Genomic DNA, 18,872 nt, shown 5'->3' on the forward strand with positions numbered 1-18,872 from the left:
AAGAGCGTGCTGACCGTGTTGGCTTACTTAGTAAGCTAGACATCGTCTTCGTTGTTGTGAAGCGTTGTCCGTGTCAGCGAGGGCGTATATTAAGGATCTACAGATTTAGTGCAACCCTTTTCCGAGAAAAAAGTGGTTTTATCGCGATTAATTTAAAAGAAACGATAGATAGGTCAATTAACTAACAAAAAAGCCCATTACCTGTACAAATAATGGGCTTTTTATAGTGAATCCAGTCAAGCTTTGACGTTTTAGGACTTTATTGATTGTTCTCGTCGGCGCTTAACTTCATATACGATAGCAAAAATCACGGTAATAGAGATCATCACCAAGCCTAAAGCATTTACCGCAGGTGTTAGTCCCGTCCTCACCTTAGAAGCGATATACACGGTTAACGTTGTATCGTAACCTTTTACAAACAACGTCGTATTGTAGTTCTCAAAAGACTGAAGGAAGGCAATACCCGCTGCGGAAATTATCGCCGGCTTAAGATATGGCAATAAGATACGACGAAATGCCTGCCATTGTGTTGCTCCAAGACTCAGCGCCGCATTTTCTAAGGTGCGATCAAAGCGTTGCAAACGAGCTAAAACCATCAACATCACATAGGCTGCAATAAAAGTAGTTTGTGCAATCACCGTCAGCATAATACCGCCAGTCACCGAGAATCGTTTCCAAAAGATCAATGTAGAAATACCAATAATAACGCCCGGCGTTAATAATGGAGACATCATGATTGCATATAATAGTGTCTTACCTTTGCCTTGTACCGTCGAAAGAAACAACGCACAACAAATACCGATAGGTACTGCAACCAGTAGAACACCAATCGCGACAACTACACTAATCCACAAGGCATGCCACATTTGATCATCTTGTGCCAAGGCCTTAAACCATTTTAAGGTCGCTCCCTTCCATGGAGAGATGGTTGGAAAGCGACTATTATTAAACGTCGCCAAGCCCATAATAATGAGCGGTGTGAATAAGTATAAGAAAAAGACCCCAATATAGAAACGAACACCAAGCCGCATAATTGTTTCAGACTTCATTTTGCAATGTCCCCCAAACCTACTTTAAAGATTCGCATCACCAAAGCAATAAAGCCAATACAGATGATCAGCAGCAAGAATGCATAGGCGGCACCTTGATTCCAGTCACCCCCTTCAAAGAACCAATTATAAATAATCTGAGTAAACCATCGACTCCCTGGTGACCCCAATATAGAAGGCACTGCATAACTACCCGCTGCCAACATAAACGTCATAATACAGCCAGTAGCGATCCCAGGCTTAGCATGAGGAATAACAACCCGCCAATGGGTACGAATCCAACCGGCTCCCAAACTACGGGCCGCCTTAACTTGATTACTATCTAAGCTTTCAATGGCATTATAAATGGGGAAAATCATAAACAGGATATAGGCGTACACCATCCCAATAAGAACACCACCATCTCCAGATAAAAACCGAATTGGTCTCTGAATAAAACCCAAAGAAAGCAACAAGGCATTCAAAGGACCTTTATATGCCAAAATGATATACCAAGAAAAAGTGCGTAGTATTTCATTGATCCAAAAAGGAATAATCAATAATACCAAGCACAATGCCGCTTTTTGAGGAGTGGCGACTTTTGCCAGATAAAAAGCAATTGGATAACTAACTAACAAAGTGATAGAGGTAACTAACACACTGGACCAAATCGTTTTAAAGAAAATCTTAAGGTGTATTTCATTCGTAAATAAAGTGTTGTAGTTAGCCAATGTGTAAATATCTTTTGGGCCACCAATATCGACAGGAAGCAGGTTGGGACGAAATGAGTAATCCACCATTAATAGCTGTGGAAGCACTACCATCCCAATAATCCAAATAGCAATCATGCCAATGACACCGACCGCTAGCCCACTACCAAAGCGGGCTTTTAGCTGGTTAAACATGAGCACTTTCTCCTAAAATAATCGCATCTTCAACATTATAAGATAGCGATACATTTGCGCCTTTCATTAAGTTTTCCGAATACTGGCGAGACTCTAACTGAATGGCCAAATTACTCCCTGCTTGGGTATTAGCATTTAAAGTAAGGTACGAACCTTCGAAATTGACTTCTTCTATTACACTTGGAATGGTTAGCATGTTTTCTTCTGCACTTAAGCGTAAATGCTCCGGGCGAATGAAGACAGTAGCTTGATCTCCAATTTTCACGGCACCCTGAACTCGGCCACATAAATGCCCCAATGGCCCACAATCCATTTCAGCAATACCATTGTTGATACTCAAGACCTTACCTACAATACTATTATTTTCACCAACAAATGACGCTACGAAAGAAGTTTGTGGATCACGATACAAAGTAATAGGATCCGCAACTTGTTGGAGGCGCCCAGCTGACATAACGCCAACTCGATCAGACATGGTCAAAGCCTCACCTTGGTCATGAGTAATATATATAAAAGTAATGCCTGTTTTACGCTGTATCTCTTTTAACTCAGTGCGCATGTGTTGACGCAGTTTTAGATCTAAGGCAGAAAGAGGCTCATCGAGCAATAACACTTGTGGCTCAACAGCTAACGCCCGAGCAATAGCAATACGCTGGCGTTGTCCGCCTGAAAGCTCAGTCACTTTTTTAGCGGCACTCCCTTCTAAAGCAACTAACTCTAAAAGCCTGTCCGACGCTTTTTTTCGCTCACCTTTCGAAACACCACGAACTTCCAGACCAAACTCAATATTTTCGGCTACGGTCATTAATGGAAATAAAGCGAGGTTTTGAAAAATCATCGATGTTGGACGTTTGTTAGCGGGGACACCGTGCATACTTTGGCCGCCAATTTTTACATCCCCTTGAGTAGGATCTAAAAAACCACTAATCATGTTCAATATAGTCGTTTTACCGCAGCCAGATGGCCCAAGAAAACTAAAAAACTCACCAGACTCGATTTTTAAGTCAGTTTTTTGAATCGCTGTAAAATCACCAAACTCCATAACGACATTATCTAGATGAACACTGCTATCCATATTACCTCTCATTTATTTGTTATAAGTAAAGACCCTAAAATAAAAAAGCCCCTCGCAGCGCAACCACTGCGAGGGGCCTTGCTATCTGCTTACGCAGACAAATAACGGTCTTGATATTCATTACGAAGTGCAACATACCAAGGTTCTTGAATTGGCCACCACCATAAGTTAGCAAGATCTTGTTTGCTATATGATGAGTTAAAGAAATCCTTAGTGGCTTGTGGCAATAAAGCTTCTGCCCCTTTAGCCGTAGAGTTGTAACCTGTCGCTTTCACAAACATAGCGCCAGATTCGGGCGTGTAATACCAGTTAATGAATTCATAAACAGAATCAACATTATTAGCATTTTTAGGCATAACAAAACCTTCCATCCATGCTAACGCGCCTTCTTTAGGAGCACGGAAAACTACTGGTTCGCCTTCGCCACTCAATTTGAAGGCTGTGCTATCCCAAGTTTGGCCAATGATAGCGCCATTAGTCAGAAATGCACCTTGCGCCTCATTTTCAGTCGACCAAAATTGAGCAATAGAGCCCTTATGTTCAACCGCTGTTTTTAAAATAACATCAAAGTTAGCACGCATTGCTTTTTCAGTTTTGTATGAATCCAACAGAGGGAAAGGTAGCTTTCCTTGTTTTTCTAACCACAAACCAATACCAACTAATGCAGAATGCCCCCGAACGGTGACACCACCTGAATTTTCAGGTAGCCATAGGTCACCATAGCTAAGGTCTTTGCTTACTTTGGCTTCATTTTTATTGTAAGCGATCGCCTCTGTTCCCCAATCTGATGGTGCGAAATAACGCTCACCTTTCACCACACCGCCAACTTCAGAGCCTGTAATAGCGCTATCTAAACAGCCATCCCACTTAATACGCGTTTGATCAAGTGGCTGGACCAAACCGTAATCAACATAACCAGGTACACGGTCGACCGTTGGCATGATGATATCAAAGCCAGTTCCATCAGTAGCTCGTAACGAGTTCAGCAACTCATCATTGGTGCCGTAAGGTGTGAATGTGGCATTAATGCCTGTCTTGGCTTTAAAATCAGACAGCATTTCATCTGTGATGTATCCGGCCCAAGCATAAATACGCAGCTCTTTATTAGCCGCGATAGCTCGATTGATAGTAAAGGGTGTGGCTGCAACCGCGCCTGCGACGGAAGCACCTTTTATAAATTGGCGACGAGAAAAGGTCATTCTAGAGCTCCTAGTAATTAGTGCAATTATGGTCTGACTTTCAGAATTTTACATAACGCCTTTAAACTAAACAGACGCCTACGCGACACGTGTTCTTTATTAAACGAGTGGTCAATAAAAACATAATACAAAATAATGACAACCATGTTACCAATAAAAGACGGCTGTTATTAAATAGGTCGCATATGATCAAAAAATGGACGCCTTTCAGCATGATACAATTTATTTCTTGATCATTCCTATATATTTACACATATTACAGCCAGAGAGCTAGCGGTTCGAATACAAACATTAATCAACTTACAATCAAAGTGTACTTTTAAAAGACCTGCCTTTATGTCAAATAACGAACATCAATGATAGAAAAATGACAAAAAAAACCAGCAAAGGAGCTGGTTTTTAAATACATAAAAGGTAGATGACTCGTTAAAATAGAACGCGCGCTTTAACGGTTCCATCAATTTCTTTTAACTTTTCAAGAGCCATTTCACCAGCCTCTGCAGACACATCCATTACCATGTAGCCTAGTTTTTCAGTGGTTCGCAAATACTGACCAGTAATGTTGATGTCATTGTCAGAGAAAATAGCGTTAATTTTGGACAACACACCTGGGCGGTTTTCATGAATATGCAGAATTCGATAATTGTCTGCTTGTGATGGTAGCGCCACCTCAGGGAAATTAACCGCTGCAATCGTAGTACCCACATCCGAATATTTAATCAGTTTTTCAGCCACTTCAATGCCAATATTTTCTTGGGCTTCCATGGTGCTACCACCTATATGTGGTGTCAGGATAACATTGTCCAAACCACGTAAAGGAGAAACGAATTCTTCAGTGTTACTTTTTGGCTCAACTGGGAATACATCAACCGCAGCTCCACTAAGATTTCCAGCCTTAATAGCATCAGCCACGGCGCCTAAATCCGCAACCGTACCACGAGAAGCATTAATGAAGATGGATCCTTTCTTCATTTTTGCCACTTCTTTAGCACCAAACATCATTTTTGTGGAGTTCGTTTCAGGCACATGCAAACTCACAACATCACAAATCGAAAGCAGCTCATTTAAACTCTTGATTTGACGAGCATTACCCAATGGTAGTTTTGTTACAATATCGTAGAAACATACGTCCATACCAAGGGATTCGGCTAAAACACTTAACTGCGTTCCGATACTACCGTAACCAATGATGCCAAGACGTTTTCCGCGAGTTTCAAAAGAACCTACAGCAGATTTAATCCAACCTCCGCGATGACAAGCCGCATTCTTTTCTGGAATGCCGCGCAACAACAAAATCGCTTGAGCAAGCACTAATTCAGCCACACTACGAGTATTTGAAAAAGGTGCATTAAAAACAACGATGCCCTTCTCGCTCGCCGCGTTCAAATCAACTTGGTTCGTACCAATACAGAAACAACCAATCGCTACTAATTTATCGGCATGCGACAGTACTTTCTCTGTTAATTGTGTGCGAGAGCGTAAACCAATGAAGTGGGCTTCTGAAATCTTTTGAATAAGATCTTCTTCAGCAAGCGCCGTCTTATGGTATTCAATATTAGTATAACCAGCGGAATGGAACGCATCTAATGCAGACTGATGCACGCCTTCTAGTAATAAAATTTTGATTTTGTTTTTGTCTAGTGAGGTGTTGCTCATGGCTCGTTCGACTTCTCTATTATGGTGGGGGGGAAATTCACTTAAATATGTTACCACAGAACATTATGTGTCGTATTAAAGATACTGGAATGTCTTTCATTATGTTAAGAGCAAAACTAATACAAACTGCCGTTTTCTTTTTTGCTACGCATTCTTCAAAGAGCGAACAAAACAACAGCGCTACTTAGGCAATAAAAAAGGGACTAAAAAGCCCCCTTCTCAATGATTACTCGCTTTCTAAGCGTTCTAAGAAAACACCTGTTTCTACATGATGCGTATAAGGGAACTGATCAAACATGGCGTAGCGAACCACTTTGTGAGTGCTCGCTAGCGCTTCTAAGTTCGCCTTCAAGGTCTCAGGATTGCAAGAAATATAAAGTATGCGATCAACCTTACGAATCAACTCAACCGTCGCGTCATCTAACCCTGCTCGTGGCGGATCTACCAACACAACAGATGGCGACAAGGCATCGACACCGGCTTGTAATAAGGTCTTCGGCAACTCAGTTTCGCCGTTCAACGCGGCCGATACATCTTCACTGGCCATTTTCACGACCTGAACATTGCTCATTCCATTTATTGCAATGTTTAGCTGGGCAGAGTTTACCGATACTTTTGATATCTCTGTGGCCACCACACGGTCAAATCGACGCGCTAATGGAATAGAAAAGTTACCGTTACCACAATACATTTCCAGCAAATCACCAGACAGACCTTCGGTCACATCAAGCGCCCATTCCAACATTTTTTCACTGATACCAGCATTCGGCTGAGTGAAACTATTTTCTACTTGTTGGTAATGAAATTTCTGACCATGTACGGTCAATGTTTCCATGACAAAATCACGGGTCAGAATTTGTTTTTTCTTACGACTGCGACCGATAAAATGACAAGCAGGGAACGCGTCACTCATTAAACGAGCTGCTTGGTTCCATTCATCGTCAATTGGCTTATGGTAAAGCAGACTGATCAAAGCTTCGCCTGTGGTAGTCGTGAGAAAGTCCACTTGAAATAACTTGTGGCGCAACACAGGAACATCTCGTACAGCATTAATCAATGCAGGCATCAATTCGTTAATAAGAGTCGACGCTGCTAGGAATTGATCCGTTCGAATTGGCGTTCTTGGGTCGGCCGAATCAAACATTGCATAGTACAAATCATCGCCTTCATGCCAAATACGGAATTCGGCTCTCATTCGATAGTGAATCGGCTCACTAGCAAATATTTCCAACTCAGGTAATGACAAGTCGGCCATTAATCGAGTCAGCTCTGTATGTTTTTCTTCAAGCTGCTTTTCGTACAATTCAGGTTGGATTTGATCCGGTCTCATGACACATTCTCTTAAAAACGATGGAAACTCACCACAGTAGGCGCGGCATTATACGAGTTCCAACCAGACAAATCTAATCACTACTCTCTATCTCTGCGTACGAACTCACTTATGAGCTAAATAAGAGTCACCAAAAAGTATTTCTAAAGACAATGTGAGAGAGAATTCACCACGGTAATTCTCATCTTCTTGGTAAGTCATTTGTGGCTTAACATGCCCAATAAGCCAATTTTTATGTAACAAACGACTGTAGTCCACAAAATACAAAACGCTATCGCCTCCAGTATCTCCTCCTTCGGCTTGCAAAAAACTAAGCTGGTATAAGAGTTGATTTTTATCATTTAGCGCCTGACTGAGGAAAAAATCTTCTCGATAGTAAATCTCATCATCTTGGGCAAGCCATGTAGAACCAAAACGACCGCCATATTGAAAAGTATCACCCAGTTGATGTGCATACCCTAACTTATAACGTAGTCCAGTCCCCTCACTATAGTAAGCGAAAGCCTCTTCCTGCTGATACCATCGCCACTGTTGATACTCATGTCCTTGGGAAAATCGTGCCCGTAAAAAAGGGTTTAAAGGAAATTCTAGCAACACACCACTGTCAAAATCAGCCCCCCAACTCTTTTTGATATAACGCACTGCCGCTGACACATTTGATTTCACCGCTGAATTAACAACGCTGCTGTCTCGTGTCGCTTCACTGGTTTTATTATCGTTCGTCAAATTATCGCCATCCGACTCAATAACAAGTCGCAGCCTATTTTTAGTATTAGGTAACTTTAAACGGGCATTAAAATTGAAGAAACCATCGACGCCATCACTACTGAATATTGGGCCAAACCGCATCCGTACATAACTTTCATTAGATTGGATACTGTTATTACCAGATAAAAAGGCGTCTATATTACGAGACCAACTCCCTACTGTTTCTGATACCGATTGATGCGTCGCTTGCCACCAGCTGTCGCTTTCTTCTTGCGACACCTGGTGGTTTTCACCTACATAGTTAGCGCTGTCGTCACCCTTTTCCGCAAAGACCGAAAAAGACAATAGAAGACAACCTGACAGAAGAATAGCGTCCTTGCAATATGCCATTTAACTAATCAGCCTTAAGCATTTGCTGAATCATCAAAGAGGAGTTTTCTGCCGCTAGTTTCAGGTATTCATCAAAGCTTTGAGGCGACTCTTTACCCGCGATATCAGACAATGAACGAACAACAACAAAAGGCGTTCCAAATTTAAAGCACACTTGTGCAACCGCCGCCGCTTCCATCTCAGCGGCAATCATTTTCGGAAACAACGCTCTAACCGCTTCTACTCGCACTGGGTCATTCATAAAGCTATCACCCGTACCAATCAAGCCTACTTTGGCTTTGACACGGTTAACCGCTTGGACAGCAGCTTGCGCTTGCTTGATCAATACCGCATCCGCTTCATAAGTAGCTGGCATGCTTGGTACTTGACCCATAGGATAGCCAAACGCGGTCACATCAACATCATGATGTACAACGTGATCGGAAATCACTACATCTCCAACGCTTAGCTCTTCTGCAAAACCACCAGCAGAGCCAATATTGATAACGTATTCTGGAGAAAATTTTGACAGCAATAGCGTGGTCGACAAAGCCGCATTGACTTTACCAATGCCAGATTGCAGAAGCACCACGTCTTTTCCCTCAAACTGACCGATGAAAAAATCACAACCCGCAACACTCTCTTTGCGCACATCGTCCATCCAAGATTTAATAACGGTCACTTCTTCATCCATTGCACCGATTAAACCAATCACCTTACTCATTTATTTCTCCTACAGACGTTTAGCATTGAATAAATTCTTTCAACGCATCTATTTGTTCCCCTGAATAAGGGGTATTCATTTCAAAAAGTGTGACATTGTCTGGCTGGTTAGGCCACTTTTGCACCGCAAAAAAACGCACCTTAGGATAGTTAGCCTGTATACGAAGTAACAAACTACTGACCTGTGGCTCTAAAAGAATAATGACGATATCTGAATGATACGGCAAAAAGGCCTCATACTCAGATAAGTCGGCCAACCACTGAGACATAACAGATTTTTTCTCTAATTCAGCATACCAAATGGCTTTAGCCACTCTGCTACCACCCACAATAACCCAAGCCAATCCTTGCTCGCCTAAATAAGTTGGTACAATAGCCGCTCGCTGAGAAGCCTTGGCAATCGCTTGCTGCAGATTATAATCAAACACACAACCCGTAACAGAAAAGACATCGTGTGCATCGGTATCTTGGGGAGTGGAATTCAACCAAATTACTGGAAGCTCAGTTCGATTGTGCTGAATTTCTAAATTTTTCGTCATACCCCGCTGAATATCTACTTCTCTATGACACCCTATAACAACAGCATCGAAATGCGGTGCGGCCGTGGCCTGCATGAAAAAGTCATCACTCGATAAATAAGTTTCTAATTGCACGCCCAAACGCACTAAGCTTTCTTGCACTCTATCGGAATTAGGATAGTCATTTATGACCCAAGCCACGATCAAATCATCAGCCAACGCAGTCACTTCTTGGGCGTATGATTGAAATGGCACATGAATCTTTAATGCGTTGCTGCGTAGCTTATGAAATTGACCACCGAGCTGCTTAATAATAATTGTCGAGGCCCAGTTAAAGAAAGGTCGAGATAAGATGTCATTACTCACTACAATTTCTAACATTCCCTGATCAAATCGAAGTGAAATGCTTCTATCTTCCATGGCGTTTGTCACCGACATCATAACAGAAAGACGAAGAAGCATCTTAAAGTAAGCGTTCGCCGAGATCTCAACGGCGCCGGACTCTACGCCGCAATCAATTCTAATCATGCCGACATCTAGACCTAAAACTTGCATTACATGAGAGCTTTCGCAACTAAAAACATGACCTATAGATTCAAGCTCAGCATCTTCAACTTCACTTTGAGCCCCTTCAAGGATAGTCAACACTAAACCGATCCAGCCTTGCACATAACCTTTAGGCGAATAAGATGGCAACTGAGATAACTGCGTCATTTCATTGAGCAACATATCAACTTCCAACCTTCGACTTAAATCTAAAGAAGATGGCTTCAATTGTTCGAGCTGCCAAGACAGACGCTTTTCTTGCGTCGTATTTCGGCCAACCAGCACAATACTTCTAAATGAATTTTCGTTCATAAAGGAATAGGCCTGCCAATGGTAGATCCCATTGATATGCGCAATAGTCAGCTCAAATGAAACACCGATCCCTCCTTTTAATGCCTCTTGAATCGCTTGATGGCAAGAGATAGGCATGAAATCAAACACCGTCCGTGAATGTTCATACTGAGGAAATAATTGCATTGCTTCACGGTTAATTTCTTTTACCTCAGCCATTTCATTACAAAAGATAATGGCAGAATGAGTCGACTCTAATAACAGCTGAAAGCGACTTTCCTTAGCGTCTAAATAACTTCGGTACTGAAGGTTCTTCGTTTGAATGGGCTCTAACTCGGTAAACACCAGTTGATCATTTTCAGGTTGCTTAGCGATCATACTCAATGGGGCGAATACGAGGCGCTTGAACAGAAGAATCAAAAAAACGTATAAAACCGCTAAGACTGAAAACACAAGCAGCAATACACGCAACCAAGAAGATATCATCACCTCAGTTATGGGCATTCGCTTAGCAATACTAATCCGGAATTTACTGCCATAAACGGGCGTTTTCATATCACGAGTAGTAGATACAACACTGTCAGATGGATCGAAGCCCACCTGGCTTTCTTTCAATAGCAAAGCATCAGTATGACGATCATAAACCTGTACTAGATCAGACTCAGCCCCATCTAACAACTCACTGGAAAGCGTAAGATTATTGTTTAAAGAGATAAACCCATAAAGATACCCAAGAAGAACACGATCCCTAGATACGATCTTTTTCTTGTACATTAGAAGTATCGCATCGTCATCCGTTGTTACTTTCACCCAATGATTAATCTTCCCCGTTGATAACAATGTAGGTAACTTATCTTGGGTATACACTCGAGCCCTTGGATCTGTAGCACCTTTGCGCTTAGACCAATCAATGTAGAAGAAATCCAATCCACCAAAAAAAAGTATTTCATGATGCGAAAACAACATCTTGAGCTCGTCGCCTGATTGGTAGTTACTCAATACTAAATCTTGGCTGATATAACCCATTTCATACTCAGCACGAGTCAAATAATCATTAAACACTTGTTCAACCACTTGTATTCGAACCGCTAAATTTGCTTTGGCGTCATTACGAATACCTCTATCGACAGCCACAATAGAAATGGCTCCCGTCAATAAAAAGGTTAATATAAACAGCATTAATACTTTATAAAAAGCCCGCTGCTGTAGGTTGATGACTTCCTTCACAAAACCACCGCAGAGTAACGAAAAACTCGCTGCATCATTAAATTCAAACTTTCAGGGTCAATGTCAGTCGACACAAGTGACGCCCGTGCAATATAGAGTTGTGGCGCAGTCTCTCCTTCCATACCTTTCTTTATGGCTTCAGCCGCAGCAATCGCTAAATCATCCCATGCAAAAAAAGTACTCACGAGCACAAGATGGCTCTTTAAATTAGCCACTTCATCTTTAGAAAGTCCCCAGCTATTGGTTTGTACTTTCATACTTGATGAGCTTTCTTTTATCGCCGTAACTACACCATCAGAAATATTTTGTGTACAACTAAAAATAAAGTCGATTGATTTTTTCTTTAGCAATACTTGGGCGTATTTCAAGGCACTCTGCTTATCATTATGCATAGTTTGAACCAGCTGAATTGATCGGTTTTCCTTAGCCATAGCGTCCAAAAAAGTATTACACCGCCTATCACCTAAATAACCTGAATCCACTACAAATGCTGCAACCCTTGCAGTTGAAGGCAACTGACGATGAAGATAACTAACAAGTGAATCCACAGCCTTTACTTGGTCAAACCCAATGTACATAAATGGTGAATGGTTCTGCCAATTAGTTAGTGGGGTCGACATGCCATAAAAAATAATTTTTGTGCGATCATCCCGTAACATTTTCTCGATGTAACGACTCTGCACTAGATCTAAATCTGTAATAATTAAATAGTCAGGCCGAGATTGTTTCAACTTATCGTATTCTGCCACATCATAGTGATTACGTTTTCCATAAAGAACGTCCAATCGATAGTTAATCTTTAATTCTTTCATACGATGATTAAAAGCGCTTAATAAGGAGCGGTTCTTTGGCGACTTAGTCTGATCAGATAGCAAGATGGATATCTGTATAGGTCGGCGTTGTTGGATTTTGAGGGGGATAGGTGGAGAATTAACCGTGCCAGCAAACTTCTCACTTAACGACCATTGCCCAGGATATAACGCGTAAAAATGAGCACTGTCCATGACAAACGGCTGCACATTCGCCGCATAAAGGGGCATAAGCCAGCTCATAATAACGATTAAAAACAGCCTGAAAGAGAGTCGTCGCATTATTAGATCCGATAGTGCTTCGATTAAGAAGCCGTATTAAGAGTACGCAACAAAAAAGATAAGCGGTATCACAAAGCAACACAAGCGATCGCCAGAGAAAATACGAATGAATTGCCAAATAGACAAATTTTAGACATAAAAAAAGCCGACATAAAGTCAGCTTTTTTTAAATATGGTGCGGAAGGAGAGACTCGAACTCTCACGCCGTGAAGCACTGGAACCTAAATCCAGCGTGTCTACCAATTCCACCACTCCCGCAAGGAATGGCGAGCATTATAGGCAAATCATTTTTCTGGTCAATACTTTTTTTCATTTATTTGATAAAAAGTACAAAACGATTTTCTATGTGCTCGCATTCATGCATTAATCACGATTAAAAGCTTCGACCTTTGAGGTACTCACCACGCTCATAACGCACAGCCATCTCTTCAAGATCCATAGTGTGGATACGAGACGCTTGTCCTGCACTACCAAACGCTTCATAGCGATCAATACAAACCGCCTTCATCGCTTTAATACTTTCTGTCAGATACTTGCGAGGGTCAAAGTTACCCTTGTGCTCTGCAAGACTACGACGAATCGCACCCGTTGCCGCCAAGCGCAAGTCAGTATCTATGTTCACTTTACGAACACCGTAACGAATTGCTTTCACGATTTCTTCAACAGGCACACCGTAAGTTTCTGGGATCTCGCCACCAAACTCATTGATGATTTCCAACCAGTCTTGCGGTACTGAAGAAGAACCATGCAATACAATGTGTGTATTAGGCAGCAATTCAACAATCTTCGCGATACGCTCGATATCTAAGATGTCACCTGTTGGTGGGCGAGTGAATTTGTACGCTCCGTGGCTCGTACCGATGGCTACCGCTAGCGCATCAATGCCCGTTGCATTAACAAAATCTACTGCTTCTTGTGGGTCGGTTAGCATTTGATCCATGGTCAAAATGCCGGCCGCGCCAACACCATCTTCTTCACCAGCTTCACCCGTTTCTAGCGATCCAAGTACACCCAACTCACCCTCAACAGAAACACCACAAGCGTGAGCAAACTCAACCGTACGACGAGTCACATCAACGTTGTAATCATAACTGGCTGGCGTCTTTCCATCCGCCATTAGAGAGCCATCCATCATAACGGATGAGAACCCAAGTTGGATGGAGCGTTGGCAGATCGCAGGAGACGTACCATGATCCTGATGCATAACGACAGGAATATGCGGAAAGTCTTCAATTGCTGCAGAGATAAGGTGGCGAAGGAAGTGAGACCCTGCATATTGACGAGCCCCTGCAGAGGCTTGCATGATAACAGGAGAATTCACCTCATTCGCGGCTTCCATAATAGCTTTGACCTGCTCCATGTTATTCACATTAAAAGCAGGAAGACCGTAGCTGTTCTCAGCAGCATGATCCAACAATTGACGCATACTAATTAAAGGCATAAAGATTTTCCTCTGACAATAATCCCCTATGAACATCATAAGGGACGGAGTTATGGCGAACTCTCTGGTTATTTACTTTTTTATATGCACGAGTGCATTTGGCTTACGCCTTATCGTTATTGTCATCCTCGACACAGGTATCGAGCTAGTCACTCTAGTTTTATTATCCGCCGACTCATCATCATAAAGATCCGGTCAGCGTGATTGGCTTTACGCCTTTATTATAACAGACATTTTCTGGTCGTATTTTGATACTAACCTTGCGCGCGGCTCTCTAACATCGCAACCGCAGGAAGTACTTTTCCTTCAACAAATTCAAGAAATGCACCGCCGCCAGTCGAAATATAAGACACGTGATCCGTAATATCATATTTATCAACAGCGGCCAATGTGTCACCACCGCCAGCAATAGAGAAGCCTTCACTTTTCGCGATCGCCATAGCTAATGCTTTAGTACCACTACCAAACTGATCAAATTCAAAAACGCCAACAGGACCATTCCAGATAATCGTTTTTGAATTTTCTAACAAGGCTGCAAACGCGGCAGCGGCTTTTGGTCCTATGTCTAAAATCATATCATCAGGGCCAACATCTTTAGCGTCTTTAATAATCGCCTCGGCATCCGGTGAAAACGCCGTTGCAACCACAACATCTTCAGGCAGTGGAATGCTGGTTTTTGCCATCAAGGCTTTAGCTTGTGGAATCAAGTCTTCTTCGTACAAAGACTTACCAACTGGAAAACCTGCAGCAGCAAGGAAGGTGTTCGCAATACCACCACCAACAATAAGCTGATCAACTTTATCAGACAATGTTTCAAGCACAGTAAGCTTAGTCGACACTTTAGAGCCGCCTACAATGGCTGCCATCGGATGAGCAGGATTAGCCAGCGCTTTTTCTAATGCTTCTAGCTCGGTGACAAGCAATGGACCTGCACAAGCAATCGGCGCGAATTTTGCCACACCATGAGTTGATGCTTGAGCACGATGAGAGGTGCCAAATGCGTCCATTACAAAGACATCACATAACGCCGCCATTTTCTTAGACAATGCTTCGTCATCACTTTTTTCGCCTGTGTTAAAGCGCACATTCTCGACTAAAACAAGTTGGCCTGCTTCAACGTCTACACCGTCCAACCAATCTTTAACCAAAGGAACATCTTGACCTAGTAAAGAAGACAAATGCTTAGCGACAGGTAGCAAAGAATACTCTTCTTCGTATACGCCTTCCGTAGGGCGGCCTAAATGAGACATAACCATAACTTTCGCGCCCGCGGCTAAAGCTAGTTTTAATGTAGGTAAGGCAGCACAAATACGAGCATCGCTCGTTACTTTTCCATCTTTCACTGGCACATTAAGATCTTCACGAATCAATACTCGCTTATTCGCGAGATCCACATCTTTCATTTTAATTACGGTCATGCACACTTTCCTCGTCATTTATAGAATTCTACACAGCGAACTCTAGAGCATTACCTGATGATGACATCAGCCCAATATTTGGCCACATCCAACATACGGTTGGCATAGCCCCATTCATTATCAAACCAACACAATAGCTTTACCATACGACCATCAATAACCTGCGTTTGTGTACCATCAACGATCACTGAACGTGGATCATGATTAAAATCCACAGACGCATGAGGCTCATTAGTAAACCCAAGCAAGCCAGCATACTTTAAGCTTGCCGCTTGCTGCAGCCTTTGATTAATTTCTTCCTTCGTCACTGCTTTTTCTGTACGCAAAACTAGATCTATCACAGAAACATTCAGCGTTGGGACTCGAACTGCGTTACACCCTACCTTTCCCTCTAAGTCCGGCATTAAGCGTGCGATGCCGCGCGATAGCCCCGTGTTGACAGGTATGATGGAACTAAGCGCAGAACGAGTCAGACGTAGATCTTTAGGGTTATAGCCATCAATAACTGGCTGATCGTTCATAGCAGAATGTATTGTTTGCGCCATTCCGTGCTCAATACCCGTAAATTCCTTAATCGTATCTAATACGGGGATCAAGCAATTTGTTGTACAAGACGCGGCCGAAATAATCCTCTGATTGGCTTTCACTTGATCTTGGTTAAAACCAAAAACAATGGTGGCATCCACATCTGAAGCGGCAGGCTGAGATAAAAGCAAACGCGGAACGCCCGCATCCAAATAGGCTTGGGCACTATTACGTTCAGAAAAACTGCCAGAACATTCCAATACCATATCAATATTTAGCGACGCCCAATCTAGTAGTTCCGGTGTTTCACAATGAAAACAACGAATTTTATCATCACCTACAATTAGACTGTTTTCACTAATACTAACAGGTTTAGGGAAGCGACCATGAGTGGTGTCATAGCGCGTAAGATAACTGATTGTCTCGATATCAGACAGTTCATTAATCGCCACAACCTGAAGATGGTCGCGGTAGTCGTTTTCATATAAAGCCCGTAGTACAGAACGCCCTATGCGACCATAACCATTGATAGCAACTCGTAACATAGCCCTACTTCATCACAATAAAGAACCTTCTATCGGCTCTTCATAAAAAAATAAGAAAAAATAGGCGCGCTAAAAGGCGCGCCTATTATGTTAGATTCTACGTTTAAGCAGATAACAATTTTTCAGCTGTTGCGACAACATTGTCGACAGTGAAGCCAAAATACTCCAACAGAGCACCACCAGGGGCAGATTCTCCAAAAGTAGACATCCCCACCATTGCGCCGTCAAAACCAACGTATTTGTACCAAAAGTCCACATGTGCAGCTTCAATCGCCACACGTTTAGTCACATTACTTGGTAATACAGACGCTTTGTAGTCAGCATCTTGTGCATCAAACACCGTGGTAGAAGGCATAGAAACAACACGTACTTTCGTACCTTTAGCTGTTAATGCTTCTGCAGAAGACATAGCAAGACCAACTTCAGACCCTGTCGCCATCAAGATCAAATCTGGCGTGCCAGCACAATCTTGTAGAACGTAACCACCCTTCGCAACATTTGCCAACTGCTCAGCCGTACGCGCTTGTGCAGGTAAACCTTGGCGAGAGAAGATCAATGATGTTGGGCCATCACGACGTTCGATTGCGGCTTTCCAAGAAACCGCAGTTTCTGCTGCATCACAAGGACGCCACACCGACATATTTGGCGTCATACGCAAGTTAGCTAGTTGCTCAACTGGCTGATGCGTAGGACCATCTTCACCTTGACCAATAGAGTCATGGGTATAAACAAAGATGTTACGAATGCCCATCAAAGCAGACATACGTACCGCATTGCGAGCGTACTCCATAAACATCATGAAGGTCGCACCGTAGTTAATAAAACCACCGTGTAGAGACGCACCATTCATAATGCCACTCATACCAAACTCACGCACACCGTAGTAGATGTAGTTACCAGCTGCGTCGTCTTGAATGCCTTTAGAGCCAGACCAAAGCGTTAAGTTAGAACCCGCTAGATCGGCAGAACCACCAAGCAATTCAGGTAAGATAGCACCAAACGTACCAATGGCATTTTGCGACGCTTTACGGCTTGCAATGCTCTCGCCTTTGTCTTGGCATTCTTGAATAAAAGCTTGTGCCTTTTCTTCAAAATCAGTTGGTAAGTCGCCTTTCAATACACGACGGTCAAACTCTGCTGCCAACTCAGGGAAAGCAACTTTATACGCTTCAAAAGAGGCTTCCCATTGTGTTTGTGCGGATAAGCCTTTTTCTTTGGCATCCCAACCAGCATAAACATCAGCAGGCACTTCAAATGGCGCGTGCTTCCAACCAAGAAATTCACGTGCTGCGGCGATTTCTGCATCGCCCAATGGCGCACCATGGCAATCGTGGCTGCCAGATTTATTTGGCGAACCAAAACCGATGATTGTTTTACAACAAATCAATGTTGGTTTAGAGGTTTCTGCTTTTGCCGCTTCGATTGCTGCTTTAATCGCTTCAGGATCGTGTCCATCAACGCCGGCAATAACGTGCCAGCCGTAAGACTCAAAACGCTTAGGCGTATCGTCTGTGAACCAACCTTCTACATGACCATCGATAGAAATACCGTTGTCATCCCAGAACGCGACCAATTTACCTAGACCTAGAGTACCGGCCAATGAGCAGGCTTCATGGGAAATACCTTCCATTAAGCAACCATCACCCAAGAAGCAATAAGTATTGTGATCAACAATAGCGTGACCTTCGCGGTTAAATTGAGCCGCTAAGGTTTTCTCAGCAATCGCCATACCCACAGCATTACTGATACCAGCACCCAGTGGTCCCGTGGTCGTTTCAACGCCATCAGTGTAACCATACTCAGGGTGACCAGGTGTTTTAGAATGCAGTTGGCGGAACTGTTTTATATCTTCGATGGACAAGTCGTAACCAGAAAGATGCAACAGAGAATAGATCAGCATAGAACCGTGACCGTTGGACAATACAAAGCGGTCACGATCAGCCCATTTCGAATTGGTTGGGTTATGCTTTAGAAAATCGTTCCATAGCACTTCCGCGATATCTGCCATACCCATTGGGGCACCTGGGTGGCCTGAGTTAGCTTTTTGTACAGCATCCATACTCAGAGCACGTATGGCGTTAGCAAGTTCTTTACGAGACGGCATTGTTATTCCACTCCTGATAGCTCAATGAACAATAAAAATAGGTTTATGCTGCCAGTTAGTCTTGCAATCCCTTGGTCGCTTACGCACCAAAATAAAGCAAGAAAAACGAAACAACATGACTTCTGAACCATCCTAGCAAAAAAGAGCACCATTTACTCATTAATATGGCGCGG

15 protein-coding genes and 1 tRNA gene are annotated in these 18,872 nt (G+C 42.8%); 1 reads left to right on the forward strand and 15 read right to left on the reverse strand.

Annotated features, from left to right (window positions below):
* Positions 1–185 (forward strand): hypothetical protein (locus tag E0D70_RS17570; RefSeq protein ID WP_207923259.1); only part of this gene is annotated, 185 nt, incomplete at its 5' end.
* A 66-nt stretch (positions 186–251) separates the two neighbouring features.
* Here the strand turns inward: E0D70_RS17570 and E0D70_RS11925 are convergent.
* The 15 genes from E0D70_RS11925 to tkt all read right to left on the reverse strand — a co-directional run bounded on the left by E0D70_RS11925 (position 252) and on the right by tkt (position 18,699).
* The gene (locus E0D70_RS11925) at positions 252–1,049 is read right to left on the reverse strand and encodes an ABC transporter permease (protein ID WP_133012521.1); all 798 of its coding nucleotides are present in this window, start codon (positions 1,047–1,049) and stop codon (positions 252–254) included.
* The gene (locus E0D70_RS11930) at positions 1,046–1,933 is read right to left on the reverse strand and encodes an ABC transporter permease (RefSeq protein ID WP_133012522.1); all 888 of its coding nucleotides are present in this window, start codon (positions 1,931–1,933) and stop codon (positions 1,046–1,048) included. Before E0D70_RS11930 ends, E0D70_RS11925 begins: the two co-directional genes overlap by 4 nt.
* Positions 1,926–3,008 (reverse strand): ABC transporter ATP-binding protein, encoded by a 1,083-nt coding sequence (locus E0D70_RS11935; RefSeq protein ID WP_133012523.1) that lies wholly within the window; start codon positions 3,006–3,008, stop codon positions 1,926–1,928. The genes E0D70_RS11930 and E0D70_RS11935 overlap by 8 nt, the downstream gene beginning before the upstream one ends.
* Positions 3,009–3,097: 89 nt before the next feature.
* Positions 3,098–4,207, reverse strand: coding sequence for an extracellular solute-binding protein (locus tag E0D70_RS11940; protein ID WP_133012524.1), 1,110 nt, complete (start codon positions 4,205–4,207; stop codon positions 3,098–3,100).
* A gap of 426 nt (positions 4,208–4,633) precedes the next feature.
* Positions 4,634–5,863: a phosphoglycerate dehydrogenase gene (serA, locus tag E0D70_RS11945; RefSeq protein ID WP_133012525.1), complete on the reverse strand. Its 1,230-nt coding sequence runs from the start codon at positions 5,861–5,863 to the stop codon at positions 4,634–4,636.
* A 226-nt stretch (positions 5,864–6,089) separates the two neighbouring features.
* Positions 6,090–7,193 carry a tRNA (uridine(54)-C5)-methyltransferase TrmA gene (gene trmA, locus E0D70_RS11950; protein WP_133012526.1) on the reverse strand — a complete coding sequence of 368 codons (1,104 nt, stop codon included), beginning with the start codon at positions 7,191–7,193 and terminating at the stop codon, positions 6,090–6,092.
* A gap of 105 nt (positions 7,194–7,298) precedes the next feature.
* Entirely contained in the window at positions 7,299–8,291 is a 993-nt protein-coding gene (locus tag E0D70_RS11955; RefSeq protein WP_133012527.1) for a hypothetical protein, read from the reverse strand.
* Positions 8,292–8,295: 4 nt separating this feature from the next.
* A complete protein-coding gene (mtnN, locus tag E0D70_RS11960; RefSeq protein WP_133012528.1) occupies positions 8,296–8,994 on the reverse strand; it encodes a 5'-methylthioadenosine/S-adenosylhomocysteine nucleosidase in 699 nt (232 codons plus the stop codon).
* A 19-nt stretch (positions 8,995–9,013) separates the two neighbouring features.
* Entirely contained in the window at positions 9,014–11,575 is a 2,562-nt protein-coding gene (locus E0D70_RS11965; RefSeq protein ID WP_133012529.1) for a nitrogen regulation protein NR(II), read from the reverse strand.
* Positions 11,572–12,615, reverse strand: coding sequence for a substrate-binding domain-containing protein (locus E0D70_RS11970; RefSeq protein ID WP_165942904.1), 1,044 nt, complete (start codon positions 12,613–12,615; stop codon positions 11,572–11,574). Before E0D70_RS11970 ends, E0D70_RS11965 begins: the two co-directional genes overlap by 4 nt.
* Before the next feature lie 224 nt (positions 12,616–12,839).
* Positions 12,840–12,924: transfer RNA gene (locus tag E0D70_RS11975), tRNA-Leu, on the reverse strand.
* Between the two features lie 115 nt (positions 12,925–13,039).
* Entirely contained in the window at positions 13,040–14,107 is a 1,068-nt protein-coding gene (fba, locus tag E0D70_RS11980) for a class II fructose-bisphosphate aldolase (protein ID WP_133012531.1), read from the reverse strand.
* A gap of 254 nt (positions 14,108–14,361) precedes the next feature.
* Positions 14,362–15,525: a phosphoglycerate kinase gene (locus E0D70_RS11985; protein WP_133012532.1), complete on the reverse strand. Its 1,164-nt coding sequence runs from the start codon at positions 15,523–15,525 to the stop codon at positions 14,362–14,364.
* A gap of 50 nt (positions 15,526–15,575) precedes the next feature.
* Positions 15,576–16,595, reverse strand: coding sequence for a type I glyceraldehyde-3-phosphate dehydrogenase (locus E0D70_RS11990; protein ID WP_133012533.1), 1,020 nt, complete (start codon positions 16,593–16,595; stop codon positions 15,576–15,578).
* Between the two features lie 103 nt (positions 16,596–16,698).
* Positions 16,699–18,699: a transketolase gene (gene tkt, locus E0D70_RS11995; RefSeq protein ID WP_133012534.1), complete on the reverse strand. Its 2,001-nt coding sequence runs from the start codon at positions 18,697–18,699 to the stop codon at positions 16,699–16,701.
* Positions 18,700–18,872: the final 173 nt, after the last annotated feature.

Source organism: Marinomonas flavescens (genome assembly GCF_004352835.1).
GTDB lineage: Bacteria > Pseudomonadota > Gammaproteobacteria > Pseudomonadales > Marinomonadaceae > Marinomonas > Marinomonas flavescens.